Consider the following 20,175-nt stretch of genomic DNA (forward strand, 5'->3'; position numbering starts at 1 on the left):
TTTACGCGGCGTCCACCGGCGCGCCGTCGGCGAACGCGCGCAACGCGTCGCCCGCGAGCCGGTAGCGCACCCATTCGCTCTGCGGCGCGGCGCCGACGCTTTCGTAGAAGCGGATCGCCGGCTCGTTCCAGTCGAGCACGCTCCATTCGAAACGCCCGCAGCCGGTATCCACCGCGACGCGCGCGAGCGCCTTCAGCAGCCGCAGCCCGGCGCCCGCGCCGCGAAAGCGCGGCGACACGTACAGATCCTCGAGATACAGGCCCTGGCGGCCGAGCCACGTCGAATACGAGAAGAAATACACGGCGAAGCCGGCCGGCTCGCCGTCGACCTCGCAGATCAGCGCACGCGCGGGCGAACCTTCGCCGAACAGGCTGCGCTCGAGCGATGCAGGCGTCGCGACCACTTCATGCTCCGCCTTCTCGTAGATGGCCAGCTCGGTGATGAAACGCAGGATCTGCGGCACGTCGGCGACGGTGGCCGAACGGATGTCGATTTGCACGGTGGGGAGCCCTCCTTCGGCCCGGACTGAAAACGGAATGCGGCGGCGCTCGCTCGCGCAATCGCGCGTGACGCCGCCCGGATCGACATGCTACGTTCACGAAACAACTGCAGGAAGTGCAGTTTCTTCATTCTGACATGAACATGATGCATCCAGAGCTGCGCCGTCTCGACCTGAACCTGCTGCTCGCGTTCGACGCGCTGTACCGCCACCGCTCGGTCGCGGCGGCCGCGCACGAGCTGGCGATGAGCCCGTCCGCGCTCAGCCACGCGCTCGCCCGGTTGCGCGAAGCGATCGGCGATGCGTTGTTCGTGCGCCTCGGCAACGAGATGCAGCCGACCGTGCGCGCCGACGACATCGCCACCTGGGCCGGCGATGCGCTCGACACGATGTCGAAGGGGCTCGCCCGCGCACGCCGCTTCGATCCCGCGCAAAGCGACCGCACGTTCGTGTTCGCCGCGAGCGACTACACGGCGTTCGCGGTGCTGCCGGCGCTGCTCGCGCGTATCGAGCAGGTCGCCCCGCGGCTGCGGATCCGCGTCGTCCACTCCGACCGGAAGATCGCGATCGACGAACTCGCGGCCGGCCGCATCGACTTCGCGCTCGGCTATCACGAGGAGTCGGCCGCCGACGCGCCGGGCATCGAGGATTTCGACTGGTTCTCGGACGACTACGTGGTGATCGCGAGCGCCACGCATCCGGACATCCGCCGCCGGCTGACGCTCGACCAGTACCTCGCGGCACGCCACGTCGTCGTCACGCCGTGGAACGAGTCGCGCGGCGTCGTCGACTACGTGCTCGACCGGCTCGGTCTCGCGCGGCAGGTCGCCGTGCAGTTGCCGAGCGTGCTGGCCGCACCGTTCGTGATCGCGGAATCGGCACTCCTGATGACGGTGCCGAACCGTGCCGCACAGGCGCTGCGCCACGCGGCGCCGATTCGCATCTTCCCCGCGCCGTTCGAGATCCCGCGCTACACGGTGAAGGTCTACTCGCACGCGAAGCATGCGCGCACCGACGCGCACCGGTGGCTGCGCGCGCAACTGCTCGACGTCCGGCCGGCGGGCGGTTGAGTTCGACGCTCCGGTGCGGCGCGCGGGGCGCCCGCCGCGCCAGCGTTTCCGGCGCCCGGGCGGCGGCGGACCACTGCCAATTCATTACGAAATACTTACCAATTCCGCGCGGTCCGCGCTTACGCTCGCGCTCCGGCAACGTCAATAGTGGCAATCCTTGACCCACCGGCGCCGAATCCGTGTCTCCCTTGTCTCACAAGGGTTTTCCGGAAATCGACGGCCCCTTGGGCACCCGCTGCGCACTGTGTTGCATGGCAAATTGGCGACACGTGTTAGTCAAACAACGATTTCCATCGCCACAAAATTGTATTTTTGCTAAATTAGTAACCAAAGTAGCAAAACGAAGTTCGTGAAATGTAGTTTAGCTTCACGACACAACAAGGAGACCCCGCAAGCCGACCCGGCCGCGCGGGACCGCTCAACGGTTTTCCGTCCGCTTGCCCGCGTGCCGCGCTTACCGGCCCTGCACGAGGTCTCCCTGGTTATCCCGCTTTTCGCTTTTGCCCGGCGCTCGCTGCTCCGGGCATCTCGTGCAGTCTGGGTTGACTTTTTGACAGGGTATGGAGGAGATGATGAAGAAAGCTTTGGTCGCGGCCGCGCTGATGGCTGCTGGGGTGGTTACGGCGCACGCGCAGAGCAGCGTCACGCTGTATGGTCGCCTGGATGCCGGCCTCGAGTACCTGAACGGCCTGCAGAACGGCCACCAAGTGCGCGCGGAAAGCGGCGACTGGGGCACGAGCCTGTGGGGCTTGAAGGGCAGCGAGGACATCGGCGGCGGCAACAAGGTCCTGTTCCACCTCGAAGGCGCGTTCAACACGATGACGGGCGGCTTCAGCGGCTCGATCTGGGATCGTTTCGCGACCGTCGGCATCTCCAACGACCGCTACGGTACGCTGCTGCTGGGTCGCGAACTCGCGATCGCGAACGGCGTGTGGGACTTCGATCCGCTGGGCCAGTCGAGCTGGTCGTCGGCATCGCTCGTGCGCGGCCGCAACTGGAACAAGACCAGCAACAACGTGTCGTACCAGTCGCCGCAGTTCTACGGCCTCGACTTCTACGGCCAGTTCGCGTTCTCGAACTCGACCAGCTTCAACGGCAACACGACGGCCGGCCAGCCTGGCCGTGCAGCCGGCGCACAGGTCACGTACACGAACTCGCTGTTCCAGTTGCGCGGCATCTACGACGAAACGCGCGACAGCAACGGCCGCTTCTCGGACGTGTTCAACTACTCGCGTGAATACTTCGCGGGCCTGAACGTGTTCCTCGGCCAGTTCAAGCTGCAGGCGGCTTACCAGTCGTCGCATGCTGACGGCAGCGGCGGCCCGGCCGTCAACAACGGCATCACCGGCACCCAGCAGGTCTGGGGCGGCGTGACGTGGCAGGCCACGCCGGCGGCAGCGCTGATCGCGGCCGTGTACCACGTGAACGCCAACCACGGCGGCGGCAACGCGAACATCTACACGGTCGGAGGTTCGTACAACATCTCGAAGCGCACGCTGTTCGACGTGCAGGTCGCGACGGTGCGCAACAGCTCGACGGCCAACTTCGGCCTGAACGCGAACGGTGCAGGCACCGCCGTGTCGACGGGCAACCCGCATCCGGGTGGCAGCCAGACCGGCGTCTACGCCGGCATCCAGCACCTGTTCTGATCAGGCGCCGTCCAGAGAACGATTCGACAACACTTTCCACGCTGCTGCGAGAGGCGCGTATCGGTGCGGTACCCTCCCGGGTATCCGCACCGTTTTTTATTGGCGGCCCGGGATCGTGCGATCCGCGGCCCGATCCGCCGAACGGGCCGGATGCGGCGCTCAGACCGCCGCTTCGTTCTCTTCGCCGGTGCGGATGCGGATCACGCGCTCGACGTCCGACACGAAGATCTTGCCGTCGCCGATCTTGCCCGTGCGCGCCGCGCCGATCACCGCGTCGATCACCTGGTCGACCTGCGCTTCCGCGACGACCACCTCGATCTTCATCTTCGGCAGGAAGTCGACCACGTATTCGGCGCCGCGATACAGCTCGGTGTGCCCCTTCTGGCGGCCGAAGCCCTTCACTTCCGTCACGGTCAGGCCGGTGAGGCCCACTTCGGCGAGCGCTTCGCGGACTTCGTCCAGCTTGAACGGCTTGATGATGGCGGTGATGCGTTTCATGATGGTTGTCCCTCAATGCTCGTTTGGATGAAAAATCGCAATCCCGATTTTAAGCCGTAAGTGTAAGCCGTAAGCCGGCCGGCCGCGCACGGCGCGGCTCAGTCGAGACGTTCGGTAAAGCGTGACGTGATCGGATAGCGCCAGTCGCGTCCGAACGCGCGATGCGTGACGCGAATGCCGATCGGCGCCTGGCGGCGCTTGTATTCGTTGATCTTGATGAGCCGCGTCACGCGCGCGACGTCGGCCTCCGCATAGCCGGCCGCGACGATCTCCGCGAGCGGCCGGTCCTCCTCCATGTACATCCGCATGATCGCGTCGAGCACGTCGTAGGGCGGCAGGCTGTCCTGGTCCGTCTGGTTCTCGCGCAGCTCGGCCGACGGCGCGCGCGTCAGGATCCGCTCGGGGATCACGTCGCGCAGCCCGTAGTCCGCAGTGGCGTTGCGATAGCGGCACAGCCGGTAGACCAGCGTCTTCGCGATGTCCTTGATCACCGCGAAGCCGCCGGCCATGTCACCGTACAGCGTGCAGTAGCCGACCGCCATCTCGCTCTTGTTGCCGGTCGTCAGCACGATCGAGCCGAACTTGTTCGACAGCGCCATCAGCAGCGTGCCGCGGATGCGCGCCTGGATGTTCTCTTCCGTCGCGTCCTCCGCGCGGCCCGCGAATTCGCCCGCGAGCGCCGCGCGGAACGCGTCGAACATCGGCGCGATCGCGATCTCGTCATAGCGCACGCCGACGCGCCGCGCCATCTCCGCCGCGTCGGTGGTCGAGATGTCGGCCGTGTAGCGCGACGGCATCATCACCGCGCGCACGCGCTCGGGCCCGAGCGCGTCGCAGGCGACCGCGAGCACCAGCGCCGAATCGACGCCGCCCGACAGCCCGATCAGCACGCCGGGGAAACCGTTCTTGCCGATGTAGTCGCGCACGCCGGTCACGAGCGCGCGATAGACCTGCGCGTCGACCGGCAGTTCGGGCGCGATCGCACCCGGCAGCGGGCGCGCGCCGTCGAACTCGACGATCGCGTGCCCTTCGTCGAACTGCGGCATCTTCGCGACGAGCGCGCCCTCGCCGTCGAGCACGAACGAGCCGCCGTCGAACACGAGCTCGTCCTGGCCGCCGACGAGGTTCACGTACACCATCGGCAGCCCGGTTTCGCGGATCCGCGCGCGCAGGATGTCGATGCGCAGCGCTTCCTTGTTCATGTGGTACGGCGAACCGTTCGGGATCAGCAGCACCTGCGCGCCGGCGGCCTTCGCGATCTGCGCGGCCGACGCATGCCATGCGTCCTCGCAGATGATCACGCCGTATCTGACGCCGTCGAGCTCGAACACGAGCGGCTCGGTGTCGGTCGCGAAGTAGCGCTTCTCGTCGAACACGTCGGCGTTCGGCAGATCCTGCTTGCGGTAGGTGCCGACGATCTCGCCGCCGACGATCAGCGACACCGCGTTGTAGGTGTCGGCCGGCGGCACGCCGCGCTCGATCGGGCGGTTTGCATTACCATCGACGGCTGGCGCGTGCGGAGCGCCGCCCGACGGATCGCCGCCCGCGCTCCGCAACGGATGGCCGACCAGCACCGCGAGCCCGTCGAACGCACGCAGCGCATCGGCGAGCGCGTCGAGCGCGGCGGCCGCCGCCGTGTAGAACGCGGGCCGCAGCAGCAGGTCTTCCGGCGGATAGCCGGACAGCGCGAGTTCGGGCGCGATCATCAGGCGCGCACCATCGTTGTGCGCGGCGCGGGCGGCGGCAATGATCCGCGCGACGTTGCCGGCGAAATCGCCGACGGTGACGTTGATCTGGGCGAGAGCGAGTCGGGTCTTCATGACGGGATCGGCGCAGCCCGGCGGCGCGCCCTGAACGGCTGACGAAAACGCCTCGGAAGCGGGCCACGGCGGCACGCATCCGGCGGCATCCAACTGTACGGATTCACGCTTGAAACACGAACGCATCGATTATCGCACGGGCATCCTGTCGTCCCCCGCCGAGGTGCCGGCCGACGAATGGAACGCGCTGCTCGAGCGCGACGCGCAGCCGACGCCGTTCCTGCGCCACGAATTCCTCGACGCGCTGCACGTCGCGCGCTGCGCGGTCGACGACACCGGCTGGTCGCCGCACTTCGTCACGCTGACCGACGCGCGCACCGGCCGGCTCGCGGCGGCCGCGCCCGTCTACGCGAAACAGCATTCGTACGGCGAATACGTGTTCGACTGGGCGTGGGCCGACGCGTACCAGCGCAACGGGCTGTCCTACTACCCGAAGCTGCTGTGCGCGGTGCCGTTCACGCCCGTGCAGGGCACGCGCCTGCTCGCGGCCGACGACGACGCGCGCCGCCGGCTCGCGGCCACGCTGCTCGCGTTCGCCGAGCAAAGCGACGTGTCGTCGCTGCACGTGCTGTTCCCGGCCGGCGACGAGGCGCGGCTGCTCGAGTCGATGGGGATGATGCTGCGCGAAGGCGTGCAGTTCCACTGGCTCAACGACGGCTACCGCGACTTCGACGACTTCCTCGGCACGCTCGAGCAGAAGAAGCGCAAGAACATCCGCGCGGAACGTCGCAAGGTGCGCGATGCCGGCGTCACGTTCCGGCGACTCGCCGGCGAGCAGATCACCGACGCCGACTGGCGCTTCTTCTCGCGCTGCTACCGGCAGACCTATCGCGAGCACTATTCGAGCCCGTACCTGAATCTCGACTTCTTCCGCGCGATCGGCGCGACGATGCCGGAGAACCTGCTGCTCGTGATCGCCGAAGCCGACGGCAAACCGATCGCGAGCTCGCTCGCCGTCTACCGGCGCGGCGCGAACGGCCGCGGCGGCACGCTGTACGGCCGCTACTGGGGCGCGCTCGAACACGTGCCCTGCCTGCATTTCGAAACGGCCTACTACCAGTTGCTCGAATTCTGCATCGAGGCCGGGCTCGACACGTTCGAGGGCGGTGCGCAAGGCGAGCACAAGCTCGCGCGCGGCTTCCTGCCGACCGTCACGCATTCCGCGCACTGGCTCGCGCACCCGGCGTTCTCCGATGCGGTCGCGCGCTTTCTCGAACGCGAGACCGAGCATATCCACGCGTACGTCGACGAGCTGCGCGAGCACGATCCGTTCCGGCGGGGGCCGTGACGGCGGGCGCGAATCATGTCGCTTGCGGCGGCACGCGCCAATTCTGAGACACTGACGGCTTCGCATCCCGCCGCCGCCCCATGTCCTGGTTTCTGTATCTGATCGAGTGTGCCGACGACAGCGTCTACACCGGCATCACGACCGACGTTGCCGCGCGCTTCGACGAGCACGCGGCCGGCAAGGGCGCGCGCTATACGCGCTCGCGCAAGCCGCGCGCGGTGCTCGCGTCGTTCCCGCTGCCCGACCGGTCGATCGCGTCGCGCGCCGAGTACTGGGTGAAGCGGCTGACCGCCGCGCAGAAGCGCGAACTGGCGGCAGGATTGCGAACGCTGGAATCGGTGCTGCCGGCTGTGGTGACGATCGGCGGGGAAGTCGACGCGGACGGTTTGAAGGCCGGCACGCGGCGTCGGAAGAAGGTGATGAAGAAGGCGCCGCAGCCCGCCGAAATCGCGATGCAGGCGGTCGAAACGGAACGACCCGTCAGGAAAGCCGCGAAGGCCGGTAGTGACGGGAAAGCATCGCGGTCCGGCAAGACCTCGAAGTCCGGGCAAAGCGCGCAGGCTCGTGCGAAGACGAAGGCAGCTCCAGCCAGCAAGCGTGCGACGAACGGCGACGCTGCCGAAGCAAAAAAGGCCGCGTCGCGCAGCACGGCGGCAAAGCAGGACAAGCCTGCCGTCAACTCGACGCCGAAACGGAAAGCGCCGGCGGCCGGCGGCAAGTCCGTCGCGAAGGCACGCGCCGGCAGCGCTTCGACATCGCCGGCGCGCAGCGGTACGTCGGCCGGAAAGGCCGGAACCGAAGCCGTCGCAGCCGCTGCTCCAGCCACCACCGAGCGCGGCGCAACGGGCGCAATTCGCTCAAGCGGCTCAACTCGATCAACCACCTCAACACGAGCGAAGCGTACGAAAACCTCGCCGAACGCCGGCTCCCAGCCCGCGCCCGCACGCACGCGAAAGAACACCACCACGGGCGCCAAACCGCGCACAAAACAAAACCGCGCGGCCTCCTGAGGAGACACGCGCGGTTTGCGTTCCGAACGAGCCGGCCGCGAGGCCGGCCAGCCGGCTTACTTCTTGTAGTTCGCGGCGCCGTCGGCGATTTCCTTGTGCGCGGCGTCGATGCCGGCCCAGCCTTCGACCTTCACCCACTTGCCCTTCTCGAGCGCCTTGTATTGCTCGAAGAAGTGCTTGATCTGGTCCTTCAGGTACTCGGGTACGTCGTCGATCGACTTCAGGTTCGCCGTCATCGGGCAGACCTTGTCGTGCGGCACGGCGACGAGCTTCGCGTCGACGCCCGACTCGTCGGTCATCTGCAGCATGCCGAGCACGCGCGAACGCACGATCGAGCCGGCCAGCAGCGGGAACGGCGTGATCACCAGCACGTCGACCGGATCGCCGTCGCCCGACAGCGTCTGCGGGATGTAGCCGTAGTTCACCGGATAGCGCATGCCGGTACCGATGAAGCGGTCGACGACGAGGAGACCCAGCTCCTTGTCCGCCTCGTACTTCACCGGATCGCTTTGCGCGGGGATCTCGATGATCACGTTGAAATCGTGCGGCAGGTCCTTGCCGGCCGGAACATGATTGAAGCTCATAGCGCTCTCTGTTGGTCGATGGAATTCGGGACAGGGGCGCCGCGGCCGTTGCACCGCCGCGGGCGTCCCCGCAGGGAATGCGCCATTATAGCCAATCGACCGGTGGCGTCCGGATGACGATCGGCGCGATAATCGTTCCGGATGTCCGGCCATCAAACCCCGGGTGATGTTGCATGGAAGCCGAGTAGGCGCTGAAGCGTCAACCCGGGTCGACCGCGAAGCATGGGACCCGAGTAAGCGCTAAAGCACCAACTCGGATCGACCGCGAAGCATGGAACCCGAGCAAGCGCTATAGCGTCAACCCGGGTCGACCGCGAAGCATGAGACTCGAGTAGGCGCTGAAGCACCAACCCGGGTCGACCGCGAAGCATGGGACTCGAGTAGCCGCTGAAGCACCAACCCGGGCCGACCGCGAAGCATGGGACCCGAGTAGGCGCTGAAGCGCCAACTCGGGTCGACAGGAGCACGCATGGAAGAAGCGAAGCACTTCATCGCAGGCGAATGGACGTTGCCCGCGCAACTGGAGACGATTCCGGTCGTCGACCCGTCCGACGGCCAGCCGTTCGCGACGATCGCGCGCGGCACGGCGCCCGACATCGAACGTGCGGTCGCCGCCGCCCGCGACGCATTCGCGGGCCCGTGGGGCGCGGCGAGCGCCGCCGAGCGCGGCCGCGTGCTGATGCGGCTGTCCGCGCGCGTCGCCGACCATCTCGAGGAACTCGCCGCGATCGAGGCACGCGACACCGGCAAGCCGCTGAAGCAGGCGCGTGCCGACGCCGCCGCGCTCGCCCGCTACTTCGAGTTCTACGCGGGCGCCGCCGACAAGCTGCACGGCGAAACCCTCCCCTATCAGGCCGGCTACACGGTACTGACGGTGCGCGAGCCGCACGGCGTCACCGGCCACATCGTGCCGTGGAACTACCCGATGCAGATCTTCGGGCGCAGCGTCGGCGCTGCGCTCGCGGCCGGCAACGCATGCGTCGTGAAACCGGCCGAGGATGCGTGCCTGTCGGTGCTGCGCGTGGCCGAACTCGCCGCCGAAGCCGGGCTGCCGGCCGGTGCGCTGAACGTGGTCACCGGCTACGGCCATGAAGCGGGCGCGGCACTCGCGCGCCATCCCGGCATCGATCACATCTCGTTCACCGGCTCGCCCGCGACCGGCAAGCTGGTCACGCAGATGGCCGCCGAAAACCACGTGCCCGTCACGCTCGAACTCGGCGGCAAGTCGCCGCAGATCGTCTTCGCCGACGCCGATCTCGAAGCGGCGCTGCCCGTGCTCGTGTCGGCGATCGTACAGAACGGCGGGCAGACCTGCTCGGCCGGCAGCCGCGTGCTGATCGAGCGCGCGGTGTACGAGCCGCTCGTCGAACGGCTCGCCACCGCGTTCAACGGGCTGCGGGTCGGCCCGAGCCGCGCGGATCTCGACTGTGGCCCGCTGATCAACGCGAAACAGCAGCAGCGCGTGTGGGATTTCCTGTCCGACGCGCAGCACGACGGCATTCCGATGGCCGGGCACGGCCAGGTCGTCGCCGACGCGCCCGAAAGCGGCTTCTACCAGGCGCCCGCGCTGCTGCGCGACGTGCCGGCGTCGCACCGGCTCGCGCAGGAGGAAGTATTCGGCCCGGTGCTCGCCGCGATGCGCTTCGTCGACGAAGACGAAGCGGTCGCGCTCGCGAACGGCACGCCGTATGGCCTCGTCGCCGGCATCTGGACCCGCGACGGTGCACGCCAGCTGCGTCTCGCGCGCCGCCTGCGTGCCGGCCAGGTGTTCATCAACAACTACGGCGCGGGCGGCGGCGTCGAGTTGCCGTTCGGCGGCGTCGGCCACTCGGGCCACGGCCGCGAGAAAGGCTTCGAGGCGCTGTACGGTTTCACGACGCTGAAGACGATCGCGATCCGGCACGGCTGAACCAGACGAACGCGGCCGGCAACGGACCGGCCGTGTCCCGCAGCACCCTGCACGCATCCAGCACAGGAGACACACCATGCGGTTGAGCGGCAAGACGGCCCTCGTCACGGGCGGCGGTTCGGGCTTCGGCGAAGGCATCGCGAAGACCTATGCGCGCGAAGGCGCGAACGTCGTCGTCAACGACCTGAACGGTGCGGCGGCCGAGCGCGTCGCGAGCGAGATCGCGCTGGCGGGCGGCAAGGCGATCGCGGTCGCGGGCGACGTGTCGAAGGACGCCGACTGGCGCGCGCTGCTGCAGGCCGCGCTCGACGATTTCCATTCGGTGCAGATCGTCGTGAACAACGCCGGCACCACCCATCGCAACAAGCCGGTGCTCGACGTGACGGAAGCCGAGTTCGACCGCGTGTACGCCGTCAACATGAAGAGCCTGTTCTGGAGCGTGCAGACCTTCGTTCCGTATTTCCGCACGCAGGGCGGCGGCGTGTTCGTGAACGTCGCGTCGACGGCCGGCGTGCGGCCGCGCCCGGGCCTCGTCTGGTACAACAGCACGAAGGGCGCGATGATCACCGCGAGCAAGTCGCTCGCGGCCGAGCTCGGCGCCGACCGGATCCGCGTGAACTGCATCAACCCGGTGCTCGGCGAGACGGGCCTGATGACCGAGTTCATGGGCTGCGAGGACACGCCGGAGAATCGCCGCCGGTTCCTCGCGACGATTCCCCTCGGCCGCTTCTCGACGCCGCAGGACATCGCGAACGCGGCCCTGTACCTCGCATCCGACGAAGCCGAGTTCATCACCGGCGTCTGTCTCGAAGTCGACGGCGGGCGCTGCATCTAGCCGCACGGCCGTGATGGCGCCGCGCCGGCAGCGCCGGCCGGCGCCGCATCCACGCATCGTCATTGCTTCGCACGACACCGGATCGGGCGCCGCCGCGCCGGCTCCGGCCACCACAAGAAAGGACAGGAGACAACATGGCAACATCGACGCAGTCGCTGCCGGGTTCGTCCGGCGCATTCGAGGAAGCAACCTACCGCAAGGTGTCGTGGCGGCTCACGCCGCTCCTGCTGCTGTGCTACGTGGTCGCGTATCTCGACCGCGTGAACGTCGGCTTCGCGAAGCTGCAGATGGCGAGCGACCTGAATCTCAGCGACACCGTCTACGGGCTCGGCGCCGGGATCTTCTTCTTCGGCTACTTCCTGTTCGAAGTGCCGAGCAACATCATCCTGCACAAGGTCGGCGCGCGCGTCTGGATCGCGCGCATCATGGCGACGTGGGGCGTGATCTCGATCCTGACGATGTTCGTCACGACGCCCGCGATGTTCTACGTGATGCGCTTCCTGCTCGGCGTCGCCGAGGCCGGCTTCTTCCCCGGGGTGATCCTGTACCTCACCTACTGGTATCCCGCGCACCGGCGCGGCCGGATGACGACGTTCTTCATGACGGCAGTCGCCTTGTCCGGGGTGATCGGCGGGCCGATCTCCGGCTTCATCCTGAAGGTGTTCAACGGCGTGAGCGGCTGGCACGGCTGGCAATGGCTGTTCCTGCTCGAAGGGATCCCGTCGGTGCTGGCCGGCGTGCTGGTATTCTTCGCGCTCGACGACCGGATCGCGAAGGCCAAATGGCTCACCGACGACGAAAAGGCGCTGCTCACGCGCAACGTCGACGCGGAGGAAGCGACCAAGGAAGACCTGCCGCTCGGCGCGGTGATGGCGAGCCCGCGCGTGTGGCTGATGGCGCTCATCTACTTCTCGTTCGTGATGGGGCTGTACGGCGTCGGCTTCTGGCTGCCGACGATCATCAAGGCGACCGGCGTGACCGACACGTTCATGATCGGGCTGCTGTCGGCGGTTCCGTATGCGGCGGCGGTGGTCGCGATGATCCTGATCGCGCGCAGCGCGGACAAGCGCCGCGAACGACGCTGGCACTTGGCGATTCCGGCCGCATTCGGCGCGCTCGGGCTCGTGCTGTCGGTGATCTGGGCGCACCAGACGGCGCTCGCGATGCTCGGCCTCACGCTCGCGACGATGGGCATCCTGACGACGCTGCCGCTGTTCTGGAGCCTGCCGACCGCGTTCCTCGGCGGCGCGGCAGCTGCGGCGGGCATCGCGATGATCAACTCGATCGGCAACCTCGCGGGCTTCCTGAGCCCGTACATGATGGGCTGGCTCAAGCAGGCGACGGGCGCCAACGACGCGGGCATGTACATGCTCGCCGGGTTCCTCGTGCTTGGCGGGCTGCTCGCGCTGTCGGTGCCGAAGCGGCTCGTCGACAAGTGACGTGACGCGGCGCGCCGCGAGCGAGGACGACTTGCCGCGCCGGCTCCGCGCGTAGCGCGTCCGGTCCGGCGAGCCGGGAGCACATAAGAAAAGCCCCGAAGGCCATCCGGCGTTCGGGGCTTTTTTACGCGCGGCGGGCGAGCGCCGCCGCGTCAGACCACGGTGATCGCGAGCGCGCTTTCGCGGTAGTGCTTCGCCGCCTTGTCGGTTTCGCCGAGATGCTCGAACAGGCGTGCGAGCGCACGGTGTGCACGCACCTTCAGCGCCTCGTTGTCGGCCTGCTTCAGCGCGGCTTCGAGGAACGACTGCGCCTTGCCCCACAGCTGCTGCTGCTGGCAGAGACGGCCGAGCGCGAACAGCAGGTCGGCGTCGTCCGGGTGATCCTTCTTCCAGCCTTCGGCCTTCTGGATAAGCGGCAGCGCATCGCCGCCGGCCGTGTCCGGATAGCGGCGCAGCAGGCGCGCATCCCAGTTGTGCGCGAGCGCGTCCTCGACGATGCGGCGCGCTTCGGTGCGGCGCTCGAGCGTCACCAGCAGCTCGGCCGCGAGATCGGCCAGGCGCGGCGACTGGCGCTCGAGCGGCGACAGCGACTGCCACACCTCGAGCAGCGCGTCCGGGTCGTGCCGGCGTTCGCGCAGCAGGTTCTCCGCCGCCTGCTGGCGCAGCCGCACGGCCGCGGCCGGATGCAGCGCCTCGCGTTTCTCGAGCGCCTTTGCGAGCTTCAGCACCTCGGCCCAGTTCTTCAACTGCTGCTGCGCGCGCAGCGCGACCTGCTGCGCATGGATGCGCTTGCCGCCCGCCTGCAGGTCGGCCAGCGCGGCGAGCGCGCCGTCGGCATCGCGCGCATCCGCGCGCATGTCGGCCGCGGCGAGCAGCCGTGCGTCCTGCCATTCCGGCGCGTCGACCTTCGACAGCCAGTCGTCGCGGCGCGTGTACTCGTGCATGCGGTGCGCGGCGGTGGCCCCGACGAGACTCGCGGCGCCCTGGTTCGCATCGACCGCGAGCGCGTCGCGCGCAGCCTTCTCGGCGCGCGAGAAGCGGCCCGCGTACAGGTTCGCGATCGCGTCGCGCAGCGACGCTTGTGCCTTCTCGTTGCGCGAACGCGCACGATACGCGGCGACCCGCTGCGGCATGCGCCAGATGTTGCGCACGATGCGCAACAGCGCGTACACGACGATGAACAGCACGACGATGGAGATCACGAACAGGTTCAGCGACACGTCGACCCGGTACGGCGGATAGACGAGCAGCACCTGCCCCGCGTCGAAATGGCCGACGGTGGCGAGTGCCGCGGCGATCGCGAACAGGATCGCGAGCCAGACGATTCCTCGAAGCGTCATCGTTACCCCCGGCTCTTGAACTGCTGAACGGCGTTCAGGCTCGTGTTCAGGTTCGGCACCGCAACCGCCAGCGATGCACCGTCGACCTGCTTAAGCAGATCCTCGACGGTCTGCGTGTCCTTCGATGCCTGGTCGAAATACTTGCCGAGCGACGCCTGCGCGGCGTGCAGGTCGGCCTTCATCGCGCCGTCGTTGCGCGCGAGCAGCGACAGCCGCGCGGTGAGCAGGCGCAGCTTCACGTTCTCGCGCACGAAGTAGCCCTGGTCGGGCGACGCGAGCATCGCGTCGGCATTGTCGATCCGGCGCACCTGCACGAGGCCCTTCAGCTGCTCGCCGAGCCCGGCCGAGAAGTCATGCCACCACACCTTCCAGCGCGGCGTGTCGGCTGCCACCGGCGACGCGGCCTCAGCCGGCGCGGCCTTCGGCGACGCGTGCGGGACCATCGCCTCGCCCGACAGCGGCAGCGCGTCGATCTTCGCGATCGCGTCGTCGAGCTTGATCGCGAGGCCCGTGAGGTCGGCCGACGGCGCGGCCTTCAGCTTCTCGATGTCCTGCGCGAGCGCCTTGCGCACCGTGACGGCCTGCGCGCTCTGCGACGTCGCGAGGCGCGCGTCGGCATTCTGCAGCGCGATCAGCGCGAGCTGCGTGTTGCCGGTCAGCTGCAGTTGCTGGCTCGCGCTCGACAGCATCTGGTCGACTTCCTCGAGCATCCACGCGTCGCGGTTGCGCGACAGGTCCTGGTATTGCTGCTGCAGCGCCTGCTGCGCGCTCTGTGCGTCGGCGAGCTTGCCGTCGAGCTGCGCGAGCTGCGTGTCGACCTGGTGCGTGCCCGCGAGCGCCTGCTCGGTCTTCATGCGGATCTCGGCCGTCTGCGCATCGAGCGCCTTCTGGCGTGCGACGAACGAATCGTCGAGCCGGTCGACCTTGCGGTTCAGCGCATAGCCGCCAGCGCCCGCCGCGCAGCCGAGCACGACGACGACGAACCACAGCACCGCGCTGCCGCCGCGGCGCGCAGGCGGTTCGGACGCCATATAGGCGGGACGGGACGGCGGTGCGGAAGCAGCGGCCGGCTGGGAAGCGACGCTTTTGGAATCGTTGGTATCTGTCATGCGTTTAGTCACCGGTGCGGCTGTCGCCGGTTGGACGGCCTCGTCGGCCATCGTTCGAAACGCGCGGACGATGCGCTCATCGCCCGCGCCGGTCAGCGTAATCCTATCAAAACCCAGTGCGCGCGCGGTCTGCTCGATGCGCGGGTGCGGCGTCACGAGCGGCGCGTGCTTCAGCGCCTTGATCTCGGCGTCGTTCAGGTGCGTGCGCGCGAGTTCGTGCAGGTTGCGCACGCCCTCCGAGCTCGTGACGAGCCACGCATGCGGCGCGCCGGCGAGCAGCGCATGCACGCGCTCCCACGCGCCGACGCGCGGCTCGGGCACGACGCGCCGGTACGCGGCCACCAGCGTGACGTCCGCGCCGGCTTCGCGCAGCCGCTCGGCGAGCCATTCGCGCCCGCCGTCGCCGCGCACGATCAGCACGCGCTTGCCCGCCAGCGCCTGCGCGCCGCCGAACGCGGTCTCGATGCTCGCGAACAGGCTTTCCGAATCGTAATGCGGGACGCCGCCGTCGGCGGGCGCCTGCGGCGCGATCACGCGATGCGCGGGCGCCGCGATGCCGTGGCGCTCGAGCGCCGCGACGCTGCCGGGCCCGACCACGCCGACCGGCAGCGCATTCGGCCAGATCGCGCCGTACTGCGCGAGTGCGCGGTCGATCGCGTTCGGCGATACGAAGATCACGAGCGCGTAGTCCGCGAGCGCCGCGAACGCGGCGTCGAGCGGCGCCGGATCGTCGACCGGCGCGATGTCGATCAGCGGGAATTCGAGCACGTCGCAACCGGCCTCGGCCAGTTGGGCCGCCAGCGCGGCCGACTGGCCGTCCGGGCGTGTCAGGACGGCGGTGAACGCGCGCGCGCCGCCCGCCATCAGGCGTCGCCCTTGCCGGCCTGCGAGCCGGCGAGCAGTGCGTTGACGATGTCGAGCGCGCCCTGCGCCTCGAGTTCGTCGGACACCGCGCGGCCGAGCGCGAGCGCATCGGCGACGGTCATCACGGCGCCGCACTCCTCGGCGGTCAGCACGCGCCGGCCGTCGGTCGTCGACACGCGGCCCGTCAGGTACAGCTCGCCCGCGCGCCACACCGCGTGCGCGGCAAGCGGCACCTCGCAGCTGCCGCCGAGCGCGCGCGACACCATCCGCTCGGCCTCGACCGCGAGCGCGGTCTGCGGGTCGTGCAGCGGCGCGAGCCATCCGGCGACATCGGTGCGGTGCGCGGCGATTTCGATGCCGAGCGCGCCCTGGCCGGCGGCCGGCGGGCTGTCCTCGACGTCGATCAGCGCGCGGATCCGCGCTTCGAGGCCGAGACGCTTCAGGCCCGCGGCCGCGAGGATGATCGCCGCGTAATCGCCGCGATCGAGCTTCGACAGGCGCGTGTCGAGGTTGCCGCGCAGCGGCAGCACGTCGAGGTGCGGATAGCGCGCGCGCAGCATCGCCTCGCGGCGCAGGCTCGACGTGCCGACGACGGCGCCGGCCGGCAGCGCGTCGAGCGACGCGTAGTCGTTCGACACGAACGCGTCGCGCGGATCCTCGCGCTCCATGATCGCGGTCAGCGCGAAACCGTCGGGCAGCGCCATCGGCACGTCCTTCAGCGAATGCACGGCGAGATCGGCACGGCCGTCGGCGAGCGCATTCTCCAGCTCCTTCACGAACAGGCCCTTGCCGCCGACCTTCGACAGCGTGCGATCGAGAATCTGATCGCCACGGGTCGTCATCCCGAGGATTTTCACGTCACAAGCTGGATATAATTTGCGCAGCGCATCACGCACATGTTCGGCTTGCCACATCGCGAGGCGGCTCTCGCGCGAAGCGATCGTCAGCGTCGCGGGAGCTTGTGCCGCAAGAGTCTCGGAATTCATTGCTGGAACATCGAAGGACGGGATTGAAGATCGAACAATGGTAGCACGCACGCCCCGGCCCGCCCGGGCCCGGAGCCTGCGCCCGCCGCGCTTCGGCGCGGGCGGCGACACCGATGCGCGGATGTGCCGCACGTAGCTGGTTGCTTGACCGCAGTTCCCGTAGTTTCCGCAGTCCCCGCAGTCCCTTTTGACTCGAGCTTTCCCAAGGAAACCCATCGTGAAGTCTTCCGGATCGGCGCGTACGGCGCGCCGCAATGCTGCCCTGCCCTCCTCCGATGCCCCGACGGGCACCATCGCCACCGCCGCGAACGGCCGTGCGAAAACGGCAACGAAACCGAAAGACCCGATACGTCAGACAAAACGCGCGATCAAATCCGCCGCCCCGGCCGCCCGCAAGGCCGGCGCGGCGAAGCCCGGCGCCCGCACGCGCGAGGACAAGGACGGTCCGCTGTTCGAGGACATCCGCTACCTCGGCCGCCTGCTCGGCGACGTGGTGCGCGAACAGGAAGGCGACACCGTGTTCGACGTCGTCGAGACCATTCGCCAGACGGCGGTGAAGTTTCGCCGCGAGGACGACAGCGAGGCCGCGCAAACGCTGGAGAAGAAGCTGCGCAAGCTGACGCCTGAGCAGACGGTGAGCGTCGTGCGCGCGTTCAGCTATTTCTCGCACCTCGCGAACATCGCGGAAGACCGCCACCACAACCGCCGCCGCCGCATCCACGCGCTGGCCGGCTCCGCGCCGCAGCCCGGCACCGTCGCATACGCGCTCGAGCAGCTGAAGACGACCGGCAACGCGTCGAAGCGCCTGCTGCAGCGCTTCTTCGACGATGCGCTGATCGTGCCGGTGCTGACCGCGCACCCGACCGAAGTGCAGCGCAAGAGCATCCTCGACGCGCAGCACGACATCGCGCGCCTGCTCGCCGAGCGCGACCAGGAACTGACCGCGCGCGAGCGCCAGTACAACGAATCGATGCTGCGCGCGCGCGTGACCGCGCTGTGGCAGACCCGCATGCTGCGCGACGCGCGCCTGACGGTCGGCGACGAGATCGAGAACGCGCTGTCGTACTACCGCGCGACGTTCCTCGACGAACTGCCCGCGCTGTACGGCGACATCGAGGCCGCGCTCGCCGAGCACGGCCTGTCCGCGCGCGTGCCGGCGTTCTTCCAGATGGGCAGCTGGATCGGCGGCGATCGCGACGGCAACCCGAACGTGACCGCCCCGACGCTCGAAGAAGCGATCAACCGCCAATCCGCGGTGATCCTCGAACACTATCTGGAACAGGTGCACAAGCTCGGCGCCGAGCTGTCGGTATCGAACCTGCTGGTCGGCGCGAACGACGCGGTGAAGGCGCTCGCGGCCGCGTCGCCCGACCAGTCGCCGCATCGCGTCGACGAGCCGTATCGCCGTGCGCTGATCGGCATCTACACGCGGCTCGCCGCAAGCGCGCGCGTGCGGCTCGGCGAAGGCACGGTGCCGGTACGCAGCGCCGGCCGCGGCGCGCCGCCGGTGCGCGCGGTGCCGTACGCCGATTCCGAAGCCTTCGTCGCCGACCTGAAGGTGCTGACCGCCTCGCTCGACGAGCATCACGGCGCGTCGCTCGCCGCACCGCGCCTTGCGCCGCTCGTGCGCGCGGCCGAAGTGTTCGGCTTCCATCTCGCGAGCATCGACCTGCGCCAGAGCTCCGACATCCACGAAGCCGTGGTCGCCGAGCTGTTCGCGCGCGCCGGCGTCGAAGCCGACTACGCGGCGCTCGCCGAGGCAGACAAGCTGCGCGTGCTGCTGGCCGCGCTTGCCGATCCCCGCCCGCTGCGCTCGCAGTACCTCGAATACTCGGCGCTCGCGCAGAGCGAGCTCGGCGTGTTCGAGAAAGCCCGCGAGGTACGCGCGCAATTCGGCGCGCGTGCGGTGCGCAACTACATCATCTCGCACACGGAAACCGTCAGCGACCTCGTCGAGGTGCTGCTGCTGCAGAAGGAAACGGGCCTGCTCGAAGGCACGCTCGGCCACCATGCGAAGAACGGCCTGATGGTGATTCCGCTGTTCGAGACGATTCCCGACCTGCGAGACGCCGCGCGCATCATGCGCGAATACTTCGCACTGCCGGGCATCGACGCGCTGATCGCGCACCAGGGCGCCGAACAGGAAGTGATGCTCGGCTACTCGGACAGCAACAAGGACGGCGGCTTCCTGACGTCGAACTGGGAGCTGTATCGCGCGGAACTCGCGCTCGTCGACTTGTTCCGCGAACGCAAGATCACGCTGCGTCTGTTCCACGGCCGCGGCGGCACGGTCGGCCGCGGGGGCGGCCCGACCTACCAGGCAATCCTGTCGCAGCCGCCGGGCACCGTGAACGGCCAGATCCGCCTGACCGAACAGGGCGAGGTGATCGCGAGCAAGTTCGCGAACCCCGAGATCGGCCGGCGCAACCTCGAGACGGTGGTCGCCGCGACGCTCGAGGCGTCGCTGCTGCCGCAATCGAACGCGCCCGCGCAACTGCCCGCGTTCGAAGCCGCGATGCAGACGCTGTCCGACGCCGCGATGGCGTCGTATCGCGCGCTCGTCTATGAAACGCCCGGCTTCACCGACTACTTCTTCTCGTCGACGCCGATCACCGAGATCGCCGAGCTGAACATCGGCAGCCGCCCGGCCTCGCGCAAGCTGCAGGATCCGAAGAACCGCAGGATCGAGGATCTCCGCGCGATCCCGTGGGGCTTCTCGTGGGGCCAGTGCCGGCTGCTGCTGACGGGCTGGTACGGCTTCGGCAGCGCGGTGAGCGCGTATCTCGACGGCGCGCAGGACGCGGCCGAGCGCACGAAGCGCGTCGCGCTGCTCAGGAAGATGAACAAGACCTGGCCGTTCTTCGCGAACCTGCTGTCGAACATGGACATGGTGCTCGCGAAGACCGATCTCGCGGTCGCGTCGCGCTACGCGCAGCTGGTCGCCGACCGCAAGCTGCGCAAGCACGTGTTCGAGCGGATCGTCGCGGAATGGGAGCGCACGTCGCAGGCGCTCGCGGAAATCACCGGGCACGAAGGCCGCCTCGCGACCAACCCGCTGCTCGCGCGCTCGATCAAGAACCGCTTCCCGTATCTCGATCCGCTGAACCACCTGCAGGTCGAGCTGATCAAGCGTCACCGCGCGGGCGACTCGAACGCGCGGCTGCGCCGCGGGATTCACCTGACCATCAACGGGATCGCGGCCGGCCTGCGCAACACGGGCTGATCCGAGCGCGGTGCGGGCCTGCCCCGCGCCGCGCCGTCATCGCGAAACGAAA

15 protein-coding genes are annotated in these 20,175 nt (G+C 68.6%); 8 read left to right on the forward strand and 7 right to left on the reverse strand.

Going from position 1 to position 20,175, the window contains the following annotated elements:
- Window position 1 precedes the first annotated feature (1 nt).
- The gene (locus U4Z64_RS17055; protein WP_044847740.1) at window positions 2-499 is read right to left on the reverse strand and encodes a GNAT family N-acetyltransferase; all 498 of its coding nucleotides are present in this window, start codon (window positions 497-499) and stop codon (window positions 2-4) included.
- A 143-nt stretch (window positions 500-642) separates the two neighbouring features.
- Here U4Z64_RS17055 and U4Z64_RS17060 point away from each other — a divergent pair, with 143 nt between their 5' ends.
- Both U4Z64_RS17060 and U4Z64_RS17065 read left to right on the forward strand, forming a co-directional pair.
- Window positions 643-1,569 carry a LysR family transcriptional regulator gene (locus U4Z64_RS17060; protein WP_321820537.1) on the forward strand — a complete coding sequence of 309 codons (927 nt, stop codon included), beginning with the start codon at window positions 643-645 and terminating at the stop codon, window positions 1,567-1,569.
- A 569-nt stretch (window positions 1,570-2,138) separates the two neighbouring features.
- Window positions 2,139-3,218 carry a porin gene (locus tag U4Z64_RS17065; RefSeq protein WP_044847749.1) on the forward strand — a complete coding sequence of 360 codons (1,080 nt, stop codon included), beginning with the start codon at window positions 2,139-2,141 and terminating at the stop codon, window positions 3,216-3,218.
- A gap of 159 nt (window positions 3,219-3,377) precedes the next feature.
- Here the strand turns inward: U4Z64_RS17065 and U4Z64_RS17070 are convergent, their stop codons facing one another.
- Window positions 3,378-3,716 (reverse strand): P-II family nitrogen regulator, encoded by a 339-nt coding sequence (locus U4Z64_RS17070; RefSeq protein ID WP_006398637.1) that lies wholly within the window; start codon window positions 3,714-3,716, stop codon window positions 3,378-3,380.
- A gap of 98 nt (window positions 3,717-3,814) precedes the next feature.
- Window positions 3,815-5,536 (reverse strand): NAD+ synthase, encoded by a 1,722-nt coding sequence (locus U4Z64_RS17075; RefSeq protein WP_321820538.1) that lies wholly within the window; start codon window positions 5,534-5,536, stop codon window positions 3,815-3,817.
- Window positions 5,537-5,645: 109 nt separating this feature from the next.
- On the opposite strand from U4Z64_RS17075, the gene U4Z64_RS17080 reads away from it, so the two are divergent.
- Window positions 5,646-6,824: a GNAT family N-acetyltransferase gene (locus tag U4Z64_RS17080; RefSeq protein WP_321820539.1), complete on the forward strand. Its 1,179-nt coding sequence runs from the start codon at window positions 5,646-5,648 to the stop codon at window positions 6,822-6,824.
- Between the two features lie 80 nt (window positions 6,825-6,904).
- Window positions 6,905-7,834, forward strand: a complete 930-nt coding sequence (locus tag U4Z64_RS17085; RefSeq protein ID WP_321820540.1) for a GIY-YIG nuclease family protein — start codon at window positions 6,905-6,907, stop codon at window positions 7,832-7,834.
- A 56-nt stretch (window positions 7,835-7,890) separates the two neighbouring features.
- Here U4Z64_RS17085 and ppa read toward each other — a convergent pair whose 3' ends face one another.
- Complete coding sequence (gene ppa / locus U4Z64_RS17090) at window positions 7,891-8,418, reverse strand: inorganic diphosphatase (protein ID WP_011885693.1); 528 nt, start codon at window positions 8,416-8,418, stop codon at window positions 7,891-7,893.
- A 469-nt stretch (window positions 8,419-8,887) separates the two neighbouring features.
- Here ppa and U4Z64_RS17095 point away from each other — a divergent pair, with 469 nt between their 5' ends.
- From U4Z64_RS17095 to U4Z64_RS17105, 3 genes are all read left to right on the forward strand, one after another.
- Complete coding sequence (locus U4Z64_RS17095; protein ID WP_044847737.1) at window positions 8,888-10,327, forward strand: aldehyde dehydrogenase family protein; 1,440 nt, start codon at window positions 8,888-8,890, stop codon at window positions 10,325-10,327.
- 76 nt (window positions 10,328-10,403) lie between these two features.
- Complete coding sequence (locus U4Z64_RS17100) at window positions 10,404-11,162, forward strand: SDR family oxidoreductase (RefSeq protein ID WP_044847736.1); 759 nt, start codon at window positions 10,404-10,406, stop codon at window positions 11,160-11,162.
- A 134-nt stretch (window positions 11,163-11,296) separates the two neighbouring features.
- Complete coding sequence (locus U4Z64_RS17105) at window positions 11,297-12,601, forward strand: MFS transporter (protein WP_321820541.1); 1,305 nt, start codon at window positions 11,297-11,299, stop codon at window positions 12,599-12,601.
- Between the two features lie 152 nt (window positions 12,602-12,753).
- On the opposite strand, the gene U4Z64_RS17110 is transcribed toward U4Z64_RS17105, so the two are convergent.
- The 3 genes from U4Z64_RS17110 to hemC are packed head-to-tail and all read right to left on the reverse strand — an operon-like array spanning window position 12,754 to window position 16,900.
- The gene (locus U4Z64_RS17110; protein WP_044847734.1) at window positions 12,754-13,941 is read right to left on the reverse strand and encodes a heme biosynthesis protein HemY; all 1,188 of its coding nucleotides are present in this window, start codon (window positions 13,939-13,941) and stop codon (window positions 12,754-12,756) included.
- Window positions 13,942-13,943: 2 nt separating this feature from the next.
- A complete protein-coding gene (gene hemDX / locus U4Z64_RS17115; protein WP_321820542.1) occupies window positions 13,944-15,914 on the reverse strand; it encodes a fused uroporphyrinogen-III synthase HemD/membrane protein HemX in 1,971 nt (656 codons plus the stop codon).
- Window positions 15,914-16,900, reverse strand: coding sequence for a hydroxymethylbilane synthase (hemC, locus tag U4Z64_RS17120; protein WP_044847732.1), 987 nt, complete (start codon window positions 16,898-16,900; stop codon window positions 15,914-15,916). Before hemC ends, hemDX begins: the two co-directional genes overlap by 1 nt.
- A gap of 217 nt (window positions 16,901-17,117) precedes the next feature.
- On the opposite strand from hemC, the gene ppc reads away from it, so the two are divergent.
- On the forward strand, window positions 17,118-20,123 hold the full coding sequence (gene ppc, locus U4Z64_RS17125) for a phosphoenolpyruvate carboxylase (protein ID WP_321820543.1): 3,006 nt from the start codon (window positions 17,118-17,120) through the stop codon (window positions 20,121-20,123).
- Window positions 20,124-20,175: the final 52 nt, after the last annotated feature.

Source organism: Burkholderia sp. BCC1996 (assembly GCF_905339955.1).
In the GTDB taxonomy this organism is placed as follows: Bacteria; Pseudomonadota; Gammaproteobacteria; order Burkholderiales; family Burkholderiaceae; genus Burkholderia.

What these genes read in the sequence shown, in the direction of transcription:
- U4Z64_RS17095 (WP_044847737.1), top strand. Translation starts at nt 8,888, where the DNA reads ATGGAAGAAGCGAAGCACTTCATCGCAGGCGAATGGACGTTGCCCGCG.
- U4Z64_RS17100 (WP_044847736.1), top strand. Translation starts at nt 10,404, where the DNA reads ATGCGGTTGAGCGGCAAGACGGCCCTCGTCACGGGCGGCGGTTCGGGC.
- ppa (WP_011885693.1), bottom strand. Translation starts at nt 8,418, where the DNA reads ATGAGCTTCAATCATGTTCCGGCCGGCAAGGACCTGCCGCACGATTTC.
- U4Z64_RS17065 (WP_044847749.1), top strand. Translation starts at nt 2,139, where the DNA reads ATGATGAAGAAAGCTTTGGTCGCGGCCGCGCTGATGGCTGCTGGGGTG.
- U4Z64_RS17110 (WP_044847734.1), bottom strand. Translation starts at nt 13,941, where the DNA reads ATGACGCTTCGAGGAATCGTCTGGCTCGCGATCCTGTTCGCGATCGCC.
- hemC (WP_044847732.1), bottom strand. Translation starts at nt 16,900, where the DNA reads ATGAATTCCGAGACTCTTGCGGCACAAGCTCCCGCGACGCTGACGATC.
- hemDX (WP_321820542.1), bottom strand. Translation starts at nt 15,914, where the DNA reads ATGGCGGGCGGCGCGCGCGCGTTCACCGCCGTCCTGACACGCCCGGAC.
- U4Z64_RS17075 (WP_321820538.1), bottom strand. Translation starts at nt 5,536, where the DNA reads ATGAAGACCCGACTCGCTCTCGCCCAGATCAACGTCACCGTCGGCGAT.
- U4Z64_RS17070 (WP_006398637.1), bottom strand. Translation starts at nt 3,716, where the DNA reads ATGAAACGCATCACCGCCATCATCAAGCCGTTCAAGCTGGACGAAGTC.
- U4Z64_RS17085 (WP_321820540.1), top strand. Translation starts at nt 6,905, where the DNA reads ATGTCCTGGTTTCTGTATCTGATCGAGTGTGCCGACGACAGCGTCTAC.
- U4Z64_RS17060 (WP_321820537.1), top strand. Translation starts at nt 643, where the DNA reads ATGATGCATCCAGAGCTGCGCCGTCTCGACCTGAACCTGCTGCTCGCG.
- U4Z64_RS17105 (WP_321820541.1), top strand. Translation starts at nt 11,297, where the DNA reads ATGGCAACATCGACGCAGTCGCTGCCGGGTTCGTCCGGCGCATTCGAG.